Below are 13,941 nucleotides of genomic sequence, written 5' to 3'. Positions count from 1 at the left end.
ATCAGCCCTTGACCAAGCTGCGTTGCAGGCCGGATGTCCACTGTTCGATCATCGCCTCGCCCACTTCGGCAAACCCGGGATGCTTGCGACTGTATTCGGCCATTTCCTTCATCGCCATCTGCATGCCATGAGCCACTTGTTGCAGTAATTCGCTGCAACGCGCCTCTGTCAGGTTGCATGCCGTACGACCGAATCGCACCAGCATCTTGTACTTGGGCCAGGCTTTCGAGCCGCCCAGCAGCAGCGCCATGCTGTCGCTCCGGATATAAACCGAAGTCGTGATGATGTCGTAAGCCGGCGCGAGCCTGACGGATGAGTGCTCTGCACAATTTTCATAAAGCACGCCGAAATTCTTCAGATGCGCATTACCGTTTTTCAGCCCCGCAGACAACGCGACAATCTTGAAAAACGCTTCCAGCGCAGAGCCCAGCAACTGCGGCGAAACGAATGCCTTGATCTGCCGTGCGGCACCCTCATAGGAACCGTCATATTTGGCCTTCGACGGCCACCCGTTCAGTACACAGAAATCTTCGAACCCGAGGTACCCCGAATCGCTCAGGTCAAAACGCTCGATCACCAGAAATTTGCCGTGCTCGCTGAGCTCGAATTTTGGCACTTCGAGACCGCAGTGCTGCGCCGCTCGCATACAGAAATATTCATTGGTTGCCAGCTGCGGATACTCTTCGGCGCGAAAGGCCTTGACCAGATGAGTCGCCCCCCGATGAGTCAGGCGATCAATCGCGGCAGCGCTGTCACGCACCAGCACTTTGGGCTGCACGCCTGACACTCCGGAATACTGACCGTAGGTCTGTAACAGATCTTCGAACAGCCCCTGAGCACCATCGTGTACCAGCAGATCGCTGAGGGATGTTGCCGGAGGCTGATCAGTCGCCGGTGCGCTGGCAATTGCCAGACGGCCGAGCTGATGGGGGCCGACGATAGCCAACAAAGCAAAATCATCGAAGCCACGCACTGTTTTACTGAAGCGCCGCATCAATTCCTCACGCAGCGCGCCTTCGGGCAAGTTCATCTCGAAGACGGGGTGAATGCCATGTTCCCAGCCATAGCTGTCCAGGCGAGTGGGCATCGTCAGCGATACCGCATTGTCCGCGCTGGCGTCTTCGCGGTAACTGAACACGCTGTCGTCGCGAACTTGCCCGCGCCCCAGCGTCCCGACCACCTGTTCACCCACACGGATTTGCAACCTGTCCGGCGTTTCAGTCATGGAAATTCACTTTTTGCAGAGTGTCGAGAGTTGGGCGATTGGACTGGCGGGGAACGGCAACCAGCTCGTAACCGAAGCCATTAAGAATTGCCTCAACCTTGCGCAGTCCGATTTCGGAAACCGTATTGTTTTCGATCCCCGAGATAGTGGCGCGGCTCATGCCATATTGTTGAGCCAGTGCCTGCTGGGAGAGTTTGCGCGCCTTGCGCAAGCTTCTGATCAGTTCGCCGATCTGTTCCATTGCGCAAACCTGCACTATTTACGATGCATTTATAGATAAATAAACAAAATGCATCACATGCGATGCACTAATCGCCACACTCTAGCTGAGTTTCAGAGTACTTGCACGGCGCATCATTGGCTCAGGACAAACCCCAACTCGAACACTGTGCCACTGGCATCACTGCTCACCGCCACCCGCCCACCATGCAATTGCATGATCGACTGCACAATCGCCAGCCCCAGCCCACCGGAATCCCCAGGTTGCGCCCGTGAAGGGTCGACGCGATAGAAGCGGTCGAACAGTTTGCCCAGATGTTCTGGCGCGATCACCGGGCCGTGGTTGTGTACCTGTAACCAGCACACGCCCGGCTCATCGTGGCGACGCAGGCTGATCAGCGATCCTTCATCGGCGTGGCGCACCGCGTTGGCCAGAAGATTACCGAGGGCGCGTTGCAGCAGTTGCTGGTCGGCCAGCAGTTCGCCGTGCAACTGGTTTTCCAGGCGCAACTGGCGGTCATCGGCCAAGGCTTCGAAGTAATCGCATAACTCGCTGCCGACGCTGTGCAGATCCAGCGTTTGCAAGTCGAGCGCGCGTTCCGCCTGTTCGGCGCGGGCGAGGAACATCAGGTTCTCGGCCATGCGTTTGAGGCGTTCGAATTCTTCCATGTTCGACGCCAACAACTCTTGATACTCCGCCGTGCTGCGCGGGTGGTTCAGCGCCTGGCCGTTGCTGGCGAGCAACGTGTGCAGCGGGGTGCGGATCTCGTGGGCCAGATCGGCAGAAAACTGCGACAGCCGCTGCACGCTGTCGTCCAGCCGCGCGAGCATGCCGTTGAGCGCCTGCACCGGTTCGAGCAGTTCGGCGGGGGTGCCGCCGGCGGGCAGACGCTGGTCGAGGCTGCGCAGATCAATGCCGCGCACCGCCGCGCTTAACTGGCGCAACGGTTGCAGACCACGGCGCAGCAGGACCAGTCCCAGCGCGAACGCGAGCAACGCGCCGAGCCCGACCGCCAGATAGAGACGCAAGCGATAACTGCCGAGCATCTGCTCACGCTCAGTGAGTACCTTGCCGGCAACCACCGTCAGCGGTTCGCCGTTCGGCCCTTGGGCGTCACCGGACAACAGCGCCAGCTCGGCACCGTCCGGCGCCTGCCAGGTCAGCACGTCGCGACGCTGCGGCGTCTGCTCGCGGGGGATCGCGTTCAATGGCGGCAGCTCGCGCTGACGAGGGTTGATCGCGATCACGTTCGAGCCATCGGCACGCCGCACCAGCAACAGGCTGTCGAGGTTACCGAGCATGTTCTGGTACAGCCGTGGCCGCGCCTGCAAGGCGCCGAGGCTGTCGCTGTCGGCAAGTAAGGCGCGCACCTGCTCCAGGCGGCCAAGCAACGCCAGATCATCCCGATAGGCGATCTCAGAGGCGAGCGAACGGTAGAGAAACACGCCAATCGCACTGAGCACCAACGCGCAGACCAAGGCGAACGCCAGCGCCAGACGCCAGGCGATCGACCTAGACCGCATCGTCGGGCGCCTCCAGCTGATAGCCGACCCCGCGCACGGTGTGGATCAGTTTCGGCATGTACGGGTCATCGACTTTCGCCCGCAGGCGGCGCACCGCGACTTCGACCATGTTGGTGTCGCTGTCGAAATTCAGGTTCCACACCTGCGAGGCGATCAGCGTGCGTGACAACACTTCACCCTGACGACTGGCGAGCAATTGCAGCAGGGCAAATTCCTTGTTGGTCAGGGCAATGCGCTGGCCGCCGCGACTGACCCGACGCCGCAGCACGTCGATTTCCAGATCGGCGATGCTGTAGGACTCGGCCTCGCGCAGCGGCCCGCGGCGCAGCAGGGTGCGCACTCGCGCGAGCAATTCGGCGAAGGCGAAGGGTTTGAGCAGGTAATCATCGGCGCCCAGTTCGAGGCCGCGCACGCGGTCTTCGATGGCGTCCTTGGCGGTCAGGAACAGCACCGGGGTGGCGCCGCGCTGGCGGATCAGTTGCAGCAGTTGCCAGCCATTGAGGCCCGGCAGCATCACGTCGAGGATGATCAGGTCGTATTCCTGCTGCTCGACGAAATAGCGCCCGTCGAGGCCATTGAGCGCCACGTCCACGGCAAATCCCGATTCGCCCAGGCCCTTGGCCAGGAAATTCGCGGTTTTGGCTTCATCTTCTACGACCAGCAAACGCATGGCACACCTCAATTGATCAAGCACACAGGCTAGGCGCCTTCGGCGGCGTTGCCCATTACAAACTTGTAATCCGACTGACGGGGTTCTGACGAAGAGCGGCGGCTAAGGTGATGTCCTTCGCTTTCGGAGCCTGTTCATGACCGTCAAATACCTTGCAGCCAGCCTCGCCCTGGGTCTCAGCGCCAGCGTTTTCGCAGCCCCTGAATTGCCGCGCCACGCTGACCTCGACCTGAAAACCGCACGCCTGCTGGCCGACACCGCACTGAGCAATTGCACCGCCACGGTATCGGTGCTCGACCGGGGCGGCAACACGCTGGTGACCCTGCGCGGCGACGGCATCGGCCCGCACAACACCGCTGCCAGCCAGCGCAAGGCCTACACCGCGCTGTCGACGAAAACCCCGACCCGGCTGTTCGCCGAGCGCGCCCGCAGTAATCCGGAGACCGCCAACCTCAACACCCTCGATGAGCTGCTGTTGCTCGGCGGCGGGATTCCGTTGTTCGCCGCTGATGAACTGGTCGGCGCCATGGGCGTGGCCGGATCCGGCGGCGGCGAGCAGGACGAAAACTGTGCCATCAAGGCCGCCGAAAAGGCCGGCCTCACCATTACCCGTTCCCACTAAGGAGACTGACCATGACCACCCTGCGCATGACCTTCGCCGCACTCGGCCTGAGTGCCTTCTCCAGCCTGGCGCTGGCCGCCGGCAACCCGCTGAGCGTGCACGTGCTCAACCTGGAAAACGGCCTGCCCTCGCCGGGCGTCAACGTGACCCTGGAAAAACACGTCGGCCAGAACTGGCAGCCACTGGCCCAGGGCACCACCAACGAACAGGGGCGCATCGCTGAACTGTTCCCGGCCAAACAGCCTTTCGAAGCGGGCGAATACCGGGTGGTGTTCAAGACCGGCGAGTATTTCGAGAAGAACCAGCGCGAGACGTTTTTCCCGGAAATCCCGGTGATCTTTCAAGTGAAGCAGACTGACCAGCACTACCACATCCCGCTGCTGCTCAGCCCTTATGGTTTCTCGACCTATCGTGGCTCCTGACTACCGCACAAATACCCTGTAGGAGTGAGCCTGCTCGCGATAGCGGCGTATCAGTTCATGATGTGTCGGCTGACACACCGCTATCGCGAGCAGGCTCACTCCTACAATGGATCGGTGTGAAGTTTTAGAGCGTGGCAAGGGCCCGCAATCGCTCGGCATCGAGAATCTCGATCTCGCCATATCCCAACCCGATAATCCCCTGCCCCTGCAAATCCTTGAGGATCTGGTTGGTGGTCTGCCGTGACAGCGACAGCATCGACGCCAACTGCTCTTGCGGCAATTGCAGGATCCGACGTGGCGCATCGATTTCGCCGTAACCCTCGGCGATCATCAGCAAGCGATGCGCCAGGCGTGCCGGGGCCGGCAGCAGGCTCAACTGTTCGAGATTGATAAAGGTCAGGCGCAGTTTGTGGCTCATCAGCAACGCCAGATGGCGCCAGTACACCGGCTGTTCGTCGAGGATTTTCAGCAGCGTGGCCTGCGGGATATTCAGCAGGGTGCACGGCCCGACCGCATACGCATCGTGAGTGCGTGGCTGGCCGTCGAACAGGCAGATTTCGCCGAACCAGTGCGGCGCCTCGACCAGGCTCAGCAACGCCTCCTTGCCCTGCTCGCTCACCGCCCCGATCCGGATCGCCCCGTCGAGCACCGCGTACAACCCGCACGGCGCATCGCCGCGCTGGAATAAACGCTGCCCCGCCGTCAGCCGCCGCTCCCGGGCCGCCGCCAGCAGACTATCCTGAAAGGATACCGGCAGATGACTGAACCATTGCCCGGTCATCAGCCGTGAACGCTTATCCATGATCACTCCCAATTGTCGCCTGCCTGACAGAGCGAACGCCGAACCCGGGGCATGCTGCTCTCACCCTACAGGAGGAACAACAATGAAAAGCCTCGTCGACCATCTCAGTCAATACGCCGCCTACCATCGCGACCCGCGCAACATCGCCAGCCACTTTATCGGCATTCCGCTGATCGTGGTGGCGGTGGCGGTGCTGTTGTCGCGACCGGAATGGGTGCTGGGCGGCTTGTGGATATCTCCGGCGGTGCTGCTGGCACTGGCGTCGGCGTGGTTTTACCTGCGCCTGGAACTGAAGCTGGGCGTGCTGATGACGCTGTTGATGGGGCTGTCGGTCTGGGCCGGGCACACGCTGGCGCAGCAGAGCACCATGGTCTGGCTGAGCAGCGGGCTGGCGATGTTTGTGATTGGCTGGGTGATCCAGTTTGTCGGGCACCACTACGAGGGGCGCAAACCGGCGTTTGTCGATGACGTGAGCGGGTTGATTGTCGGGCCGCTGTTTGTGGTGGCGGAAGTGGCGTTCCTGCTCGGTATGCGCCATGAGTTGAAAGAGCAGATCGAGGCGCGAGCGGGGGTGGTGCGGGTCAATCCGAATCGCGCAGCTGTGTAGAGCGCTTTCGCGAGCAAGCCCGCTCCCACAATGGAATGCGTTCCAAATGTGGGAGCGGGCTTGCTCCGGGCGGCGATCCGACGAAGCTTTTGATCTTAAAGACTGGCGACTTTCTGCCAGACCTTCGGCTTGAAGAACAGGGTTTCACCCTTGGCCAGTCCGATCAGGCTGTCGTGATCCTTCACCACTTCGGCCTCGATCAGATCGGTCTGCCCTTCCACCTTCAACGTCACCCGCGTGGTCGCGCCCAATGGGCGGATATCACGCACTTCCGCGGCGTGGTGATCTTCCAGCTCATGCTTGGACAACGACACTTCGTGCGGACGGAACAGCACGTGGTTGTCGTCGCTGAGCAGCAAGCGGTTGGAGTCGCCGAGGAAGTGATAGACGAAATCGCTGGCCGGGTTTTCGTAGACGTCGCCCGGTGAGCCGATCTGTTCGATCACGCCCTTGTTCATCACCACGATGCGATCGGCGACTTCCATCGCTTCTTCCTGGTCGTGGGTCACGAACACCGAGGTCAGGTTGATGTCTTCGTGCAGGCGTGCGAGCCAGCGACGCAGCTCTTTACGCACCTTGGCGTCGAGGGCGCCGAACGGCTCGTCGAGCAGCAGCACTTTCGGTTCCACCGCCAAGGCACGGGCCAGGGCGATGCGCTGACGCTGGCCGCCGGAGAGTTGCTCCGGGTAGCGATCCGACAGCCAGTCCAGCTGCACCATGTTCAGCAGTTCGTGGACCTTGGTCGCGATCTGGCTTTCGCTCGGACGCTGGTTTTTCGGTTTCATGCGCAGGCCGAACGCGACGTTGTCGAACACCGTCATGTGCCGGAACAAGGCGTAGTGCTGGAACACGAAACCGACGTTGCGATCACGCACGTCATGGCCGGATACGTCTTCGCCGTGAAACACGATGTTGCCCTGATCCGGGGTTTCCAGGCCGGCGATGATCCGCAGCAGCGTGGTCTTGCCGCAACCGGACGGGCCGAGCAGCGCCACCAGTTCACCGCTCTGGATGTCCAGGCTGATGTTGTCCAGCGCCTTGAACGCGTTGAAATTCTTGCTGACGTTACGCACTTCGATCGACATGAATTATTCCTCCGCGGCGCTGGCGCGCAGGCGGTTGATACGGTTTTCGCTCCACTGCTTGAGCAGCAGGATGAAGAGCGCCAGGATCAGCAACAGGCTCGCCACGGCGAACGCGGCCACATGGTTGTATTCGTTGTAGAGGATCTCGACGTGCAGCGGCAAGGTGTTGGTCACCCCGCGAATGTGCCCGGAAACCACCGACACCGCACCGAACTCACCCATGGCCCGCGCGGTACACAGCACCACGCCATAGATCAGGCCCCATTTGATGTTGGGGACGGTGACATGCCAGAACATCTGCCAGCCATTGGCGCCGAGCAGCCGCGCGGCTTCTTCTTCCTGCGTGCCTTGTTCCTGCATCAGCGGGATCAGCTCGCGGGCCACGAACGGCACGGTGACGAAGATCGTCGCCAGCACGATGCCCGGCAGGGCGAACACGATCTGAATGTCGTGATCCTGCAGCCACGGCCCGAACAGGCCTTGGGCGCCGAACATCAGCACGTAGACCAGACCGGCGATCACCGGCGACACCGAAAACGGCAGGTCGATCAGCGTCACCAGCATGCTCTTGCCGCGGAACGAATATTTGCTCACGCACCATGCGGCGCTGACCCCGAACACCAGGTTCAGCGGCACCGAAATCAGCACGGCGATCACCGTGAGTTTCAGTGCCGACAAGGCGTCCGGTTCAAAGATCGCCGTGAAGAATGCGCCGAGGCCGTTCTTCAGACCCTGCGAGACCACGATGAACAGCGGCAGTACCAGAAACAGGAAAAAGATCAGCCAGCCGAGGCCGATCAGCACGCGCCGTGACGTAGCGCTGCCACGACGCGCAGCGTTGGCCGAGGACGCGGCCGCAATAGACGATTGGGACATGTTCGCGCCTCCTTATGGGGTTTCGATGCGCCGCTGCAACAGGTTGATCAGCAGCAACAGGACGAAGGAAACCACCAGCATCAGCACGCCGATGGAAGTGGCGCCGGTGTAATCGTACTGGTCGAGCTTGACCATGATCAGCAGCGGCAGGATCTCGGTTTTCATCGGCATGTTACCGGCAATGAAAATCACCGAACCGTACTCGCCGACCCCGCGGGCGAACGCCAGGGCAAAACCGGTCAGCCAGGCGGGCAACAGCGCTGGCAGCAGGATATGGCGGAACACCTGCAACGGTTTCGCGCCGAGGCAGGCGGCGGCTTCTTCGACTTCACGGGGAATGTCAGCCAGCACCGGTTGCACCGTGCGCACCACGAACGGCAGCGTGACGAAAGTCAGCGCCAGGGTGATACCCAAGGGGGTGTAGGCGATCTTGAAACCGAGGTCGGCGGCGAACTGTCCGACCAGACCGGTCGGGGTGTACAGCGCGGTCAGGGCGATACCGGCCACCGCCGTCGGCAGGGCGAACGGCAGGTCGATCATCGCGTCGATCACCTTGCGCCCGGGGAAGGTGTAGCGCACCAGCACCCAGGCCAATAGCGTACCGATGATGCCGTTGATGATCGCCGCACACAGCGCGGTGCCGAAGCTCAGCTTCAAGGCTGCCAGCACGCGTGGCGCGGTGATGATCGTCCAGAACTGATCCCAGGTGAGTTGGGCGGCGTGGACGAACATCGCCGCCAGCGGGATAAGCACAATCAGGCTGAGGTACACCAAGGTGTAACCCAGCGTCAGCCCGAAGCCGGGTATGACGGGGGAGATACGACGCGACATAAAAGTCCTTGGTTGAAAACGCATCAATGTGGGAGCGGGCTTGCTCGCGAAGAGGCCCTATCATTCAACATTCAAGTCGTCTGACACACCGTCTTCGCGAGCAAGCCCGCTCCCACATGGTTTAGTGCCCGAGCATCAGGCTCATTGTGGGTCAGATTACTGCGCCTGATAGATCTGGTCGAACACGCCACCGTCGTTGAAGAATTTCGGCTGCGCGGATTTCCAGCCGCCAAAGTCCTTGTCGATGGTCACCAGTTCCAGTTTCGGGAACTGCTGGGCGTACTTCGCCGCCACGTCCTTGTCACGCGGGCGGTAGAAGTTCTTCGCGGCGATCTCCTGACCGGCCGGGCTGTACAGGTGCTTCAGGTAGGCTTCGGCGATCTGCTCGTTACCCTTCTTCTCGGCATTCTTGTCGACCACTGCTACCGGTGGCTCGGCCAGAATCGACAGCGACGGCACGACGATGTCGAACTTGTCGGCGCCGCCGTCTTCTTTCAACGCCAGGAACGCTTCGTTTTCCCAGGCCAGCAACACGTCACCCTGACCGTTGTTGACGAAGGTGATGGTCGAACCGCGAGCGCCGGTGTCCAGTACCGGAACGTGCTTGAACAGGGTCTGCACGTACTCTTTGGCTTTTTCTTCGCTGCCGCCGTTGGCTTTCAGGCCGTAGGCCCACGCGGCAAGGAAGTTCCAGCGCGCACCGCCGGAGGTTTTCGGGTTCGGGGTGATTACCGAGACGTCGTTCTTGATCAGATCGCCCCAGTCCTTGATGCCTTTCGGGTTGCCCTTGCGCACCAGGAACACGATGGTCGAGGTGTACGGGGTGCTCGCGTCCGGCAGACGCTTCTGCCAGTCGGCCGGCAGGGTCTTGCCGAGCTTGGCGATTTCATCGATGTCGCCGGCCAGCGCCAGGGTTACGACGTCGGCGCGCAGACCGTCGATCACCGCGCGGCCCTGCTTGCCCGAACCGCCGTGGGATTGCTGGATTTTCACCGTGTCGCCGGCATGATCTTTCTGCCAGAACTTGATGAATTCGGCGTTGTAGTCCTGATACAGCTCGCGCGTCGGGTCATACGACACGTTGAGCAGTTCGTAATCCTTGGCAACCGCGGAACCGGCAAACACAGCGCTGGCCAGCGCGGCCAAAGCGTAACGGCGAATCGACGACATGGTGAAAGCTCCTGGAATTCTTGGTGGTGGCTTTTTCTTATGTATTTCGGGAATCGTGTTGCCGGTTCAAAGATCGCAGCCTTCGGCAGCTCCTACGCACAGCCCCCTGTAGGAGCTGCCGCAGGCTGCGATCTTTTAGTTCGGTTGTTTGCCCGGCTGCTGCAAACGGAACTTCTCTTTGCGTTCGATCTGCACGACCTGGGCGTTGTGCACAGTGATCTCCACCGCGCCGAAACGCAGATCGCGCAGGGCGCTCTGGATTTCACGCAAGATGGTGGTTTCGTCCTGACCGTCAACGCTGCGAAGGGATGCGCTCATGGTGCTGCTCCTTTGAATGGGATGTGCCTGGCAGTGGGCGGCACTGCGTTCGGCGTGGGAGCAATATAAGAGAGGCGCAGATATTCTTAAAAAGACTATTTAAGAATGTTTATATAACTAGAAAACATTATCTGACGGGGCAAGGGTTTGCGCGGTGTTCACGGTACAAAAGAACACCGCAACCCCTGTGGCGAGGGAGCTTGCTCCCGCTCGAGTGCGAAGCGCTCGCCGTTTTTTTGGGCCTGCTACGCAGCCCAGCGGGAGCAAGCTCCCTCGCCACAGAATCGGGCTCAATCAATAAAAAGGCGCATTGCCCCAGTCAATCTCCCCCGCCGGCACCGGCCGCCCAAACCAGTAGCCCTGGCCCAGATCACATTCCTGTTCCAGCAGAAATGCCGCCTGCTCGGCCTGTTCGATCCCCTCGGCATGCACCTGCATGCCCATGCTGCGGGCCAGGGCGACGATCACCCGAACGATGGCTGCATCATCTTCGTCCCACGGCAATCCGGCGACAAAACCCTGATCGATCTTCAACTTCTGTACCGGCAGGCGCTTGAGCCGCAGCAACGACGAGTACCCGGTGCCAAAGTCATCGATGGCCAGGCGAATACCCAACTCCCGCAAGCGATGCATTTGCTCCAGCGCCACTTCCGGATCATCCATCACCGCGCTTTCGGTGACTTCCAGTTCCAGATACGCAGGATCCAGCCCGGTCTCGTGCAGCACCTGCGCCACCTGCTGATACAGCTCACGCCGGGCAAACAAGCGCGAGGACACGTTCACCGCGACAAACGACAGCTCAATCCCGGCCTGCTGCCACTGGCACATCTGCAAACACGCCTGGCGCATCACCCAGGCGTCGATTTCGGCGATCAGCCCGGTGCGTTCGGCAATCGGAATGAATTCCGCCGGCGACACCAGCCCGCGCTGCGGATGCTGCCAGCGCACCAGCGCTTCGACGCCGATCAGGCGACTGCTGCGCAAATCGTGAACCGGTTGGTAATAGACCCGCAGCTCCTGTTGCTCCAGCGCGCGACGCAGTTCGAAGGCGATCTCGACCCGTTGCTGCGCATGCGCGGTCAGCTCTTCGGTGTACAACGCGTAGCCGTTGCGCCCGCTGCTTTTGGCCTTGAACAGCGCGGCGTCGGCGTTGCGCAGCAATTGATCGGCACTCAACGCATCGCTGGGGAACAGGCTGATACCGATACTGGCGTTGATGAACAGCTGATGTTGTTCGATGCCGAACGGCTCCTTGAGCGCATCAAGAATGCGTTGCGCGAGCGCCGCCGCCTGAACCAGTTGTGGACAACTCTCTGCCAGCACCGCGAATTCGTCACCACCGAGCCGCGCCAGGGTGATCCCGGGGCCGAACAGTTCCTGCAGGCGCGCCGCCACCGCTTTGAGCAGGCGATCGCCAACGTTGTGCCCGAGGCTGTCGTTGATCATCTTGAAGTGATCCAGATCGATCATCAGCAGGGCGCAGCCGCGCTTGTGAATCTGCGCCGAGGCCAGCGCCTGCTCGGCGCGGTCGCTGAACAACAGGCGATTGGGCAAGTCGGTCAGCGGGTCGTGGTGGGCAAGGTGCTTGAGCTCGTGTTCGGAGTCCTTGATCGCACTGATGTCGGAAAAAACCGCCACGTAGTGACTGAGCCGACCCTGATCATCGTGAATCACGCGGATGGTCTGCCACTGTGGATAAATCTCGCCGCTCTTGCGCCGGTTCCAGATCTCACCGCTCCACTCGCCCTCGCTCTCCAGCGTGGCGAACATCGCCTGGTAAAAACCTGGCGGATGGTGACCGGACTTGAACAGGCTCGGCTGATGGCCGAGAACTTCGTCGTACTGGTAGCCGGTGATTTCCATGAACGCACGGTTGACGTGCACGATCAGGCCCTGACGGTTGGTGACCAGCACCCCTTCGCGGGTGCAATCGAACACGGCTGCCGCCTGACGCAGGCGCTCACGATCGGACTGACGCTCGCGTAACCGCGCTCCAATGCCGAGAAATTCGCACAATCTGGCCCGTGCCAGGAAAATCAGGCCAGCGCTGACGGCAGCCCAGGCGTAACCGTTGATCAGTTGCCATCGCTGCAGATCGACAGACTCATCAAAGAAACTGTTCAATAAGTAACCAGTGCCCTGCAGCCAGACCACAGCAAGCAACAGGTAAAGCAGCGCTGCACGCAAGGCATCGCGATAAGTGGCAGACATTCGGCCGTCCATGTCCCTACAAAAAGGTTGGAATTATAGGTGAAGAAACATCCAGCGACTCTTATCTGAAAGGGCGACTGGTTTTATCTGTGTGCTTGGTGATAATGCAACGGCTGTTTTTATCTTTATCGAGGGCCCTATAGCCTATGTGGTACGAAGGTTTTCTTGGCTTGTCGGCCTGGTCTCTGGTCGCGGTCACCCTGCTGATGACCCACGTGACAATTGTCGCCGTCACGGTCTATCTGCACCGTTACTCGGCCCATCGCTCGCTTGAGCTGAATGCTGGCCTGAAACACTTTTTCCGCTTCTGGCTGTGGCTGACCACGGCGCAGAACACCCGCGAGTGGACCGCTATCCACCGCAAACACCACGCCAAATGCGAAACCGAAGATGACCCGCACAGCCCGGTCATCAAGGGTCTGTCCACCGTGCTGCGCAAAGGTGCCGAGCTGTATCGCGCCGAAGCCGAGAACCCGGAGACCCTGCGCATCTACGGCAAGAACTGCCCGGAAGACTGGATCGAGCGCAATCTCTACAGCCGCTACCCACTGCTGGGCGTGGCGATCATGGGCGTCATCGACCTGCTGCTGTTCGGCACCATCGGCATCACCATCTGGGCGATCCAGATGATGTGGATTCCGGTCTGGGCTGCCGGCGTGGTCAACGGTCTGGGTCACGCCATCGGCTACCGCAACTTCGAATGCCGCGACGCGGCGACCAATCTGGTGCCGTGGGGCATCCTGATCGGCGGCGAAGAACTGCACAACAACCATCACACCTACCCCAACTCGGCCAAGCTGTCGGTGAAGAAGTGGGAATTCGACCTCGGCTGGGCGTGGATCAAAGTCTTCAGTTTCTTCAGGCTGGCCAAGGTGCAGCGTGTAGCACCGATCGCCCACCGCGTCGAAGGCAAGGGCCATCTGGACATGGACACCGCCATGGCGATCCTCAACAACCGCTTCCAGATCATGGCCCAGTACCGCAAGTTGGTGATCGGCCCGCTGGTCAAGCAGGAGCTGGACAAGGTCGATCATTCGGTACGCCATCAATTCCATCGGGCCAAACGCCTGTTGTCGCGGGAAACCAGCCTGCTGGAAGACCGTCATCACTTGCGCATCCAGAACATGCTCGAGCACAGCCAGGCGCTGAAGGTCATTTACGAAAAACGTCTGGCCCTGCAGCAGATCTGGGTCAAGACCAGCGCCAATGGCCACGACATGCTCGCCGCCATCAAGGAATGGGTGCACGAAGCCGAGGCCAGCGGCATCCAGTCCCTGCGTGAATTTGCCGACCAGTTGAAAACCTACTCGCTGCGCCCCGCCGCAGCCTGACCGCCATGAACGAATCCCCTGTTGCGAG

15 protein-coding genes are annotated in these 13,941 nt (G+C 60.8%); 4 read left to right on the top strand and 11 right to left on the bottom strand.

The window, feature by feature from the left end; translation table 11 throughout:
- Window position 1 precedes the first annotated feature (1 nt).
- The 4 genes from AC1RBR_RS01970 to AC1RBR_RS01955 form a co-directional block, all read right to left on the bottom strand.
- On the bottom strand, window positions 2-1,225 hold the full coding sequence (locus AC1RBR_RS01970) for a type II toxin-antitoxin system HipA family toxin (RefSeq protein ID WP_492562732.1): 1,224 nt from the start codon (window positions 1,223-1,225) through the stop codon (window positions 2-4).
- Complete coding sequence (locus AC1RBR_RS01965) at window positions 1,218-1,466, bottom strand: helix-turn-helix domain-containing protein (RefSeq protein ID WP_095137862.1); 249 nt, start codon at window positions 1,464-1,466, stop codon at window positions 1,218-1,220. Before AC1RBR_RS01965 ends, AC1RBR_RS01970 begins: the two co-directional genes overlap by 8 nt.
- Before the next feature lie 113 nt (window positions 1,467-1,579).
- Window positions 1,580-2,968 carry a heavy metal sensor histidine kinase gene (locus AC1RBR_RS01960; protein ID WP_492562730.1) on the bottom strand — a complete coding sequence of 463 codons (1,389 nt, stop codon included), beginning with the start codon at window positions 2,966-2,968 and terminating at the stop codon, window positions 1,580-1,582.
- Entirely contained in the window at window positions 2,958-3,638 is a 681-nt protein-coding gene (locus tag AC1RBR_RS01955; protein WP_095137860.1) for a heavy metal response regulator transcription factor, read from the bottom strand. The genes AC1RBR_RS01960 and AC1RBR_RS01955 overlap by 11 nt, the downstream gene beginning before the upstream one ends.
- Window positions 3,639-3,774: 136 nt before the next feature.
- Here AC1RBR_RS01955 and AC1RBR_RS01950 point away from each other — a divergent pair, with 136 nt between their 5' ends.
- Together AC1RBR_RS01950 and uraH are read left to right on the top strand one after the other, a co-directional pair.
- Window positions 3,775-4,260 (top strand): GlcG/HbpS family heme-binding protein, encoded by a 486-nt coding sequence (locus AC1RBR_RS01950; RefSeq protein ID WP_253150968.1) that lies wholly within the window; start codon window positions 3,775-3,777, stop codon window positions 4,258-4,260.
- 11 nt (window positions 4,261-4,271) lie between these two features.
- Complete coding sequence (uraH, locus tag AC1RBR_RS01945) at window positions 4,272-4,682, top strand: hydroxyisourate hydrolase (RefSeq protein WP_095137858.1); 411 nt, start codon at window positions 4,272-4,274, stop codon at window positions 4,680-4,682.
- Between the two features lie 124 nt (window positions 4,683-4,806).
- On the opposite strand, the gene AC1RBR_RS01940 is transcribed toward uraH, so the two are convergent.
- Window positions 4,807-5,484, bottom strand: a complete 678-nt coding sequence (locus AC1RBR_RS01940) for a Crp/Fnr family transcriptional regulator (protein WP_492562728.1) — start codon at window positions 5,482-5,484, stop codon at window positions 4,807-4,809.
- Between the two features lie 82 nt (window positions 5,485-5,566).
- Between AC1RBR_RS01940 and AC1RBR_RS01935 the strand changes: the two genes are divergently transcribed.
- Entirely contained in the window at window positions 5,567-6,091 is a 525-nt protein-coding gene (locus tag AC1RBR_RS01935) for an Mpo1 family 2-hydroxy fatty acid dioxygenase (RefSeq protein WP_492562726.1), read from the top strand.
- A gap of 95 nt (window positions 6,092-6,186) precedes the next feature.
- Here AC1RBR_RS01935 and AC1RBR_RS01930 read toward each other — a convergent pair whose 3' ends face one another.
- The 6 genes from AC1RBR_RS01930 to dibA form a co-directional block, all read right to left on the bottom strand.
- The gene (locus AC1RBR_RS01930) at window positions 6,187-7,176 is read right to left on the bottom strand and encodes a sulfate/molybdate ABC transporter ATP-binding protein (RefSeq protein WP_027611148.1); all 990 of its coding nucleotides are present in this window, start codon (window positions 7,174-7,176) and stop codon (window positions 6,187-6,189) included.
- 3 nt (window positions 7,177-7,179) lie between these two features.
- Window positions 7,180-8,052: a sulfate ABC transporter permease subunit CysW gene (gene cysW, locus AC1RBR_RS01925; protein WP_003220512.1), complete on the bottom strand. Its 873-nt coding sequence runs from the start codon at window positions 8,050-8,052 to the stop codon at window positions 7,180-7,182.
- 12 nt (window positions 8,053-8,064) lie between these two features.
- On the bottom strand, window positions 8,065-8,883 hold the full coding sequence (cysT, locus tag AC1RBR_RS01920; protein ID WP_027611147.1) for a sulfate ABC transporter permease subunit CysT: 819 nt from the start codon (window positions 8,881-8,883) through the stop codon (window positions 8,065-8,067).
- Window positions 8,884-9,039: 156 nt separating this feature from the next.
- Window positions 9,040-10,053: a sulfate ABC transporter substrate-binding protein gene (locus AC1RBR_RS01915; protein WP_047290763.1), complete on the bottom strand. Its 1,014-nt coding sequence runs from the start codon at window positions 10,051-10,053 to the stop codon at window positions 9,040-9,042.
- Between the two features lie 135 nt (window positions 10,054-10,188).
- Window positions 10,189-10,371, bottom strand: coding sequence for a sulfur starvation response protein OscA (gene oscA, locus AC1RBR_RS01910; RefSeq protein WP_095137854.1), 183 nt, complete (start codon window positions 10,369-10,371; stop codon window positions 10,189-10,191).
- 294 nt (window positions 10,372-10,665) lie between these two features.
- Window positions 10,666-12,582, bottom strand: coding sequence for a phosphodiesterase DibA (gene dibA / locus AC1RBR_RS01905; RefSeq protein WP_492562722.1), 1,917 nt, complete (start codon window positions 12,580-12,582; stop codon window positions 10,666-10,668).
- Between the two features lie 146 nt (window positions 12,583-12,728).
- On the opposite strand from dibA, the gene desA reads away from it, so the two are divergent.
- A complete protein-coding gene (desA, locus tag AC1RBR_RS01900) occupies window positions 12,729-13,913 on the top strand; it encodes a delta-9 fatty acid desaturase DesA (protein ID WP_095137852.1) in 1,185 nt (394 codons plus the stop codon).
- Window positions 13,914-13,941 lie beyond the last annotated feature (28 nt).

It is taken from the genome of Pseudomonas sp. GW823-FHT01D03 (assembly GCF_058798255.1).
This window is presented reverse-complemented; position numbering and strand designations above follow the sequence as displayed.

What these genes read in the sequence shown, in the direction of transcription:
- AC1RBR_RS01970 (WP_492562732.1), bottom strand. Translation starts at nt 1,225, where the DNA reads ATGACTGAAACGCCGGACAGGTTGCAAATCCGTGTGGGTGAACAGGTG.
- AC1RBR_RS01965 (WP_095137862.1), bottom strand. Translation starts at nt 1,466, where the DNA reads ATGGAACAGATCGGCGAACTGATCAGAAGCTTGCGCAAGGCGCGCAAA.
- AC1RBR_RS01960 (WP_492562730.1), bottom strand. Translation starts at nt 2,968, where the DNA reads ATGCGGTCTAGGTCGATCGCCTGGCGTCTGGCGCTGGCGTTCGCCTTG.
- AC1RBR_RS01955 (WP_095137860.1), bottom strand. Translation starts at nt 3,638, where the DNA reads ATGCGTTTGCTGGTCGTAGAAGATGAAGCCAAAACCGCGAATTTCCTG.
- AC1RBR_RS01950 (WP_253150968.1), top strand. Translation starts at nt 3,775, where the DNA reads ATGACCGTCAAATACCTTGCAGCCAGCCTCGCCCTGGGTCTCAGCGCC.
- uraH (WP_095137858.1), top strand. Translation starts at nt 4,272, where the DNA reads ATGACCACCCTGCGCATGACCTTCGCCGCACTCGGCCTGAGTGCCTTC.
- AC1RBR_RS01940 (WP_492562728.1), bottom strand. Translation starts at nt 5,484, where the DNA reads ATGGATAAGCGTTCACGGCTGATGACCGGGCAATGGTTCAGTCATCTG.
- AC1RBR_RS01935 (WP_492562726.1), top strand. Translation starts at nt 5,567, where the DNA reads ATGAAAAGCCTCGTCGACCATCTCAGTCAATACGCCGCCTACCATCGC.
- AC1RBR_RS01930 (WP_027611148.1), bottom strand. Translation starts at nt 7,176, where the DNA reads ATGTCGATCGAAGTGCGTAACGTCAGCAAGAATTTCAACGCGTTCAAG.
- cysW (WP_003220512.1), bottom strand. Translation starts at nt 8,052, where the DNA reads ATGTCCCAATCGTCTATTGCGGCCGCGTCCTCGGCCAACGCTGCGCGT.
- cysT (WP_027611147.1), bottom strand. Translation starts at nt 8,883, where the DNA reads ATGTCGCGTCGTATCTCCCCCGTCATACCCGGCTTCGGGCTGACGCTG.
- AC1RBR_RS01915 (WP_047290763.1), bottom strand. Translation starts at nt 10,053, where the DNA reads ATGTCGTCGATTCGCCGTTACGCTTTGGCCGCGCTGGCCAGCGCTGTG.
- oscA (WP_095137854.1), bottom strand. Translation starts at nt 10,371, where the DNA reads ATGAGCGCATCCCTTCGCAGCGTTGACGGTCAGGACGAAACCACCATC.
- dibA (WP_492562722.1), bottom strand. Translation starts at nt 12,582, where the DNA reads ATGTCTGCCACTTATCGCGATGCCTTGCGTGCAGCGCTGCTTTACCTG.
- desA (WP_095137852.1), top strand. Translation starts at nt 12,729, where the DNA reads ATGTGGTACGAAGGTTTTCTTGGCTTGTCGGCCTGGTCTCTGGTCGCG.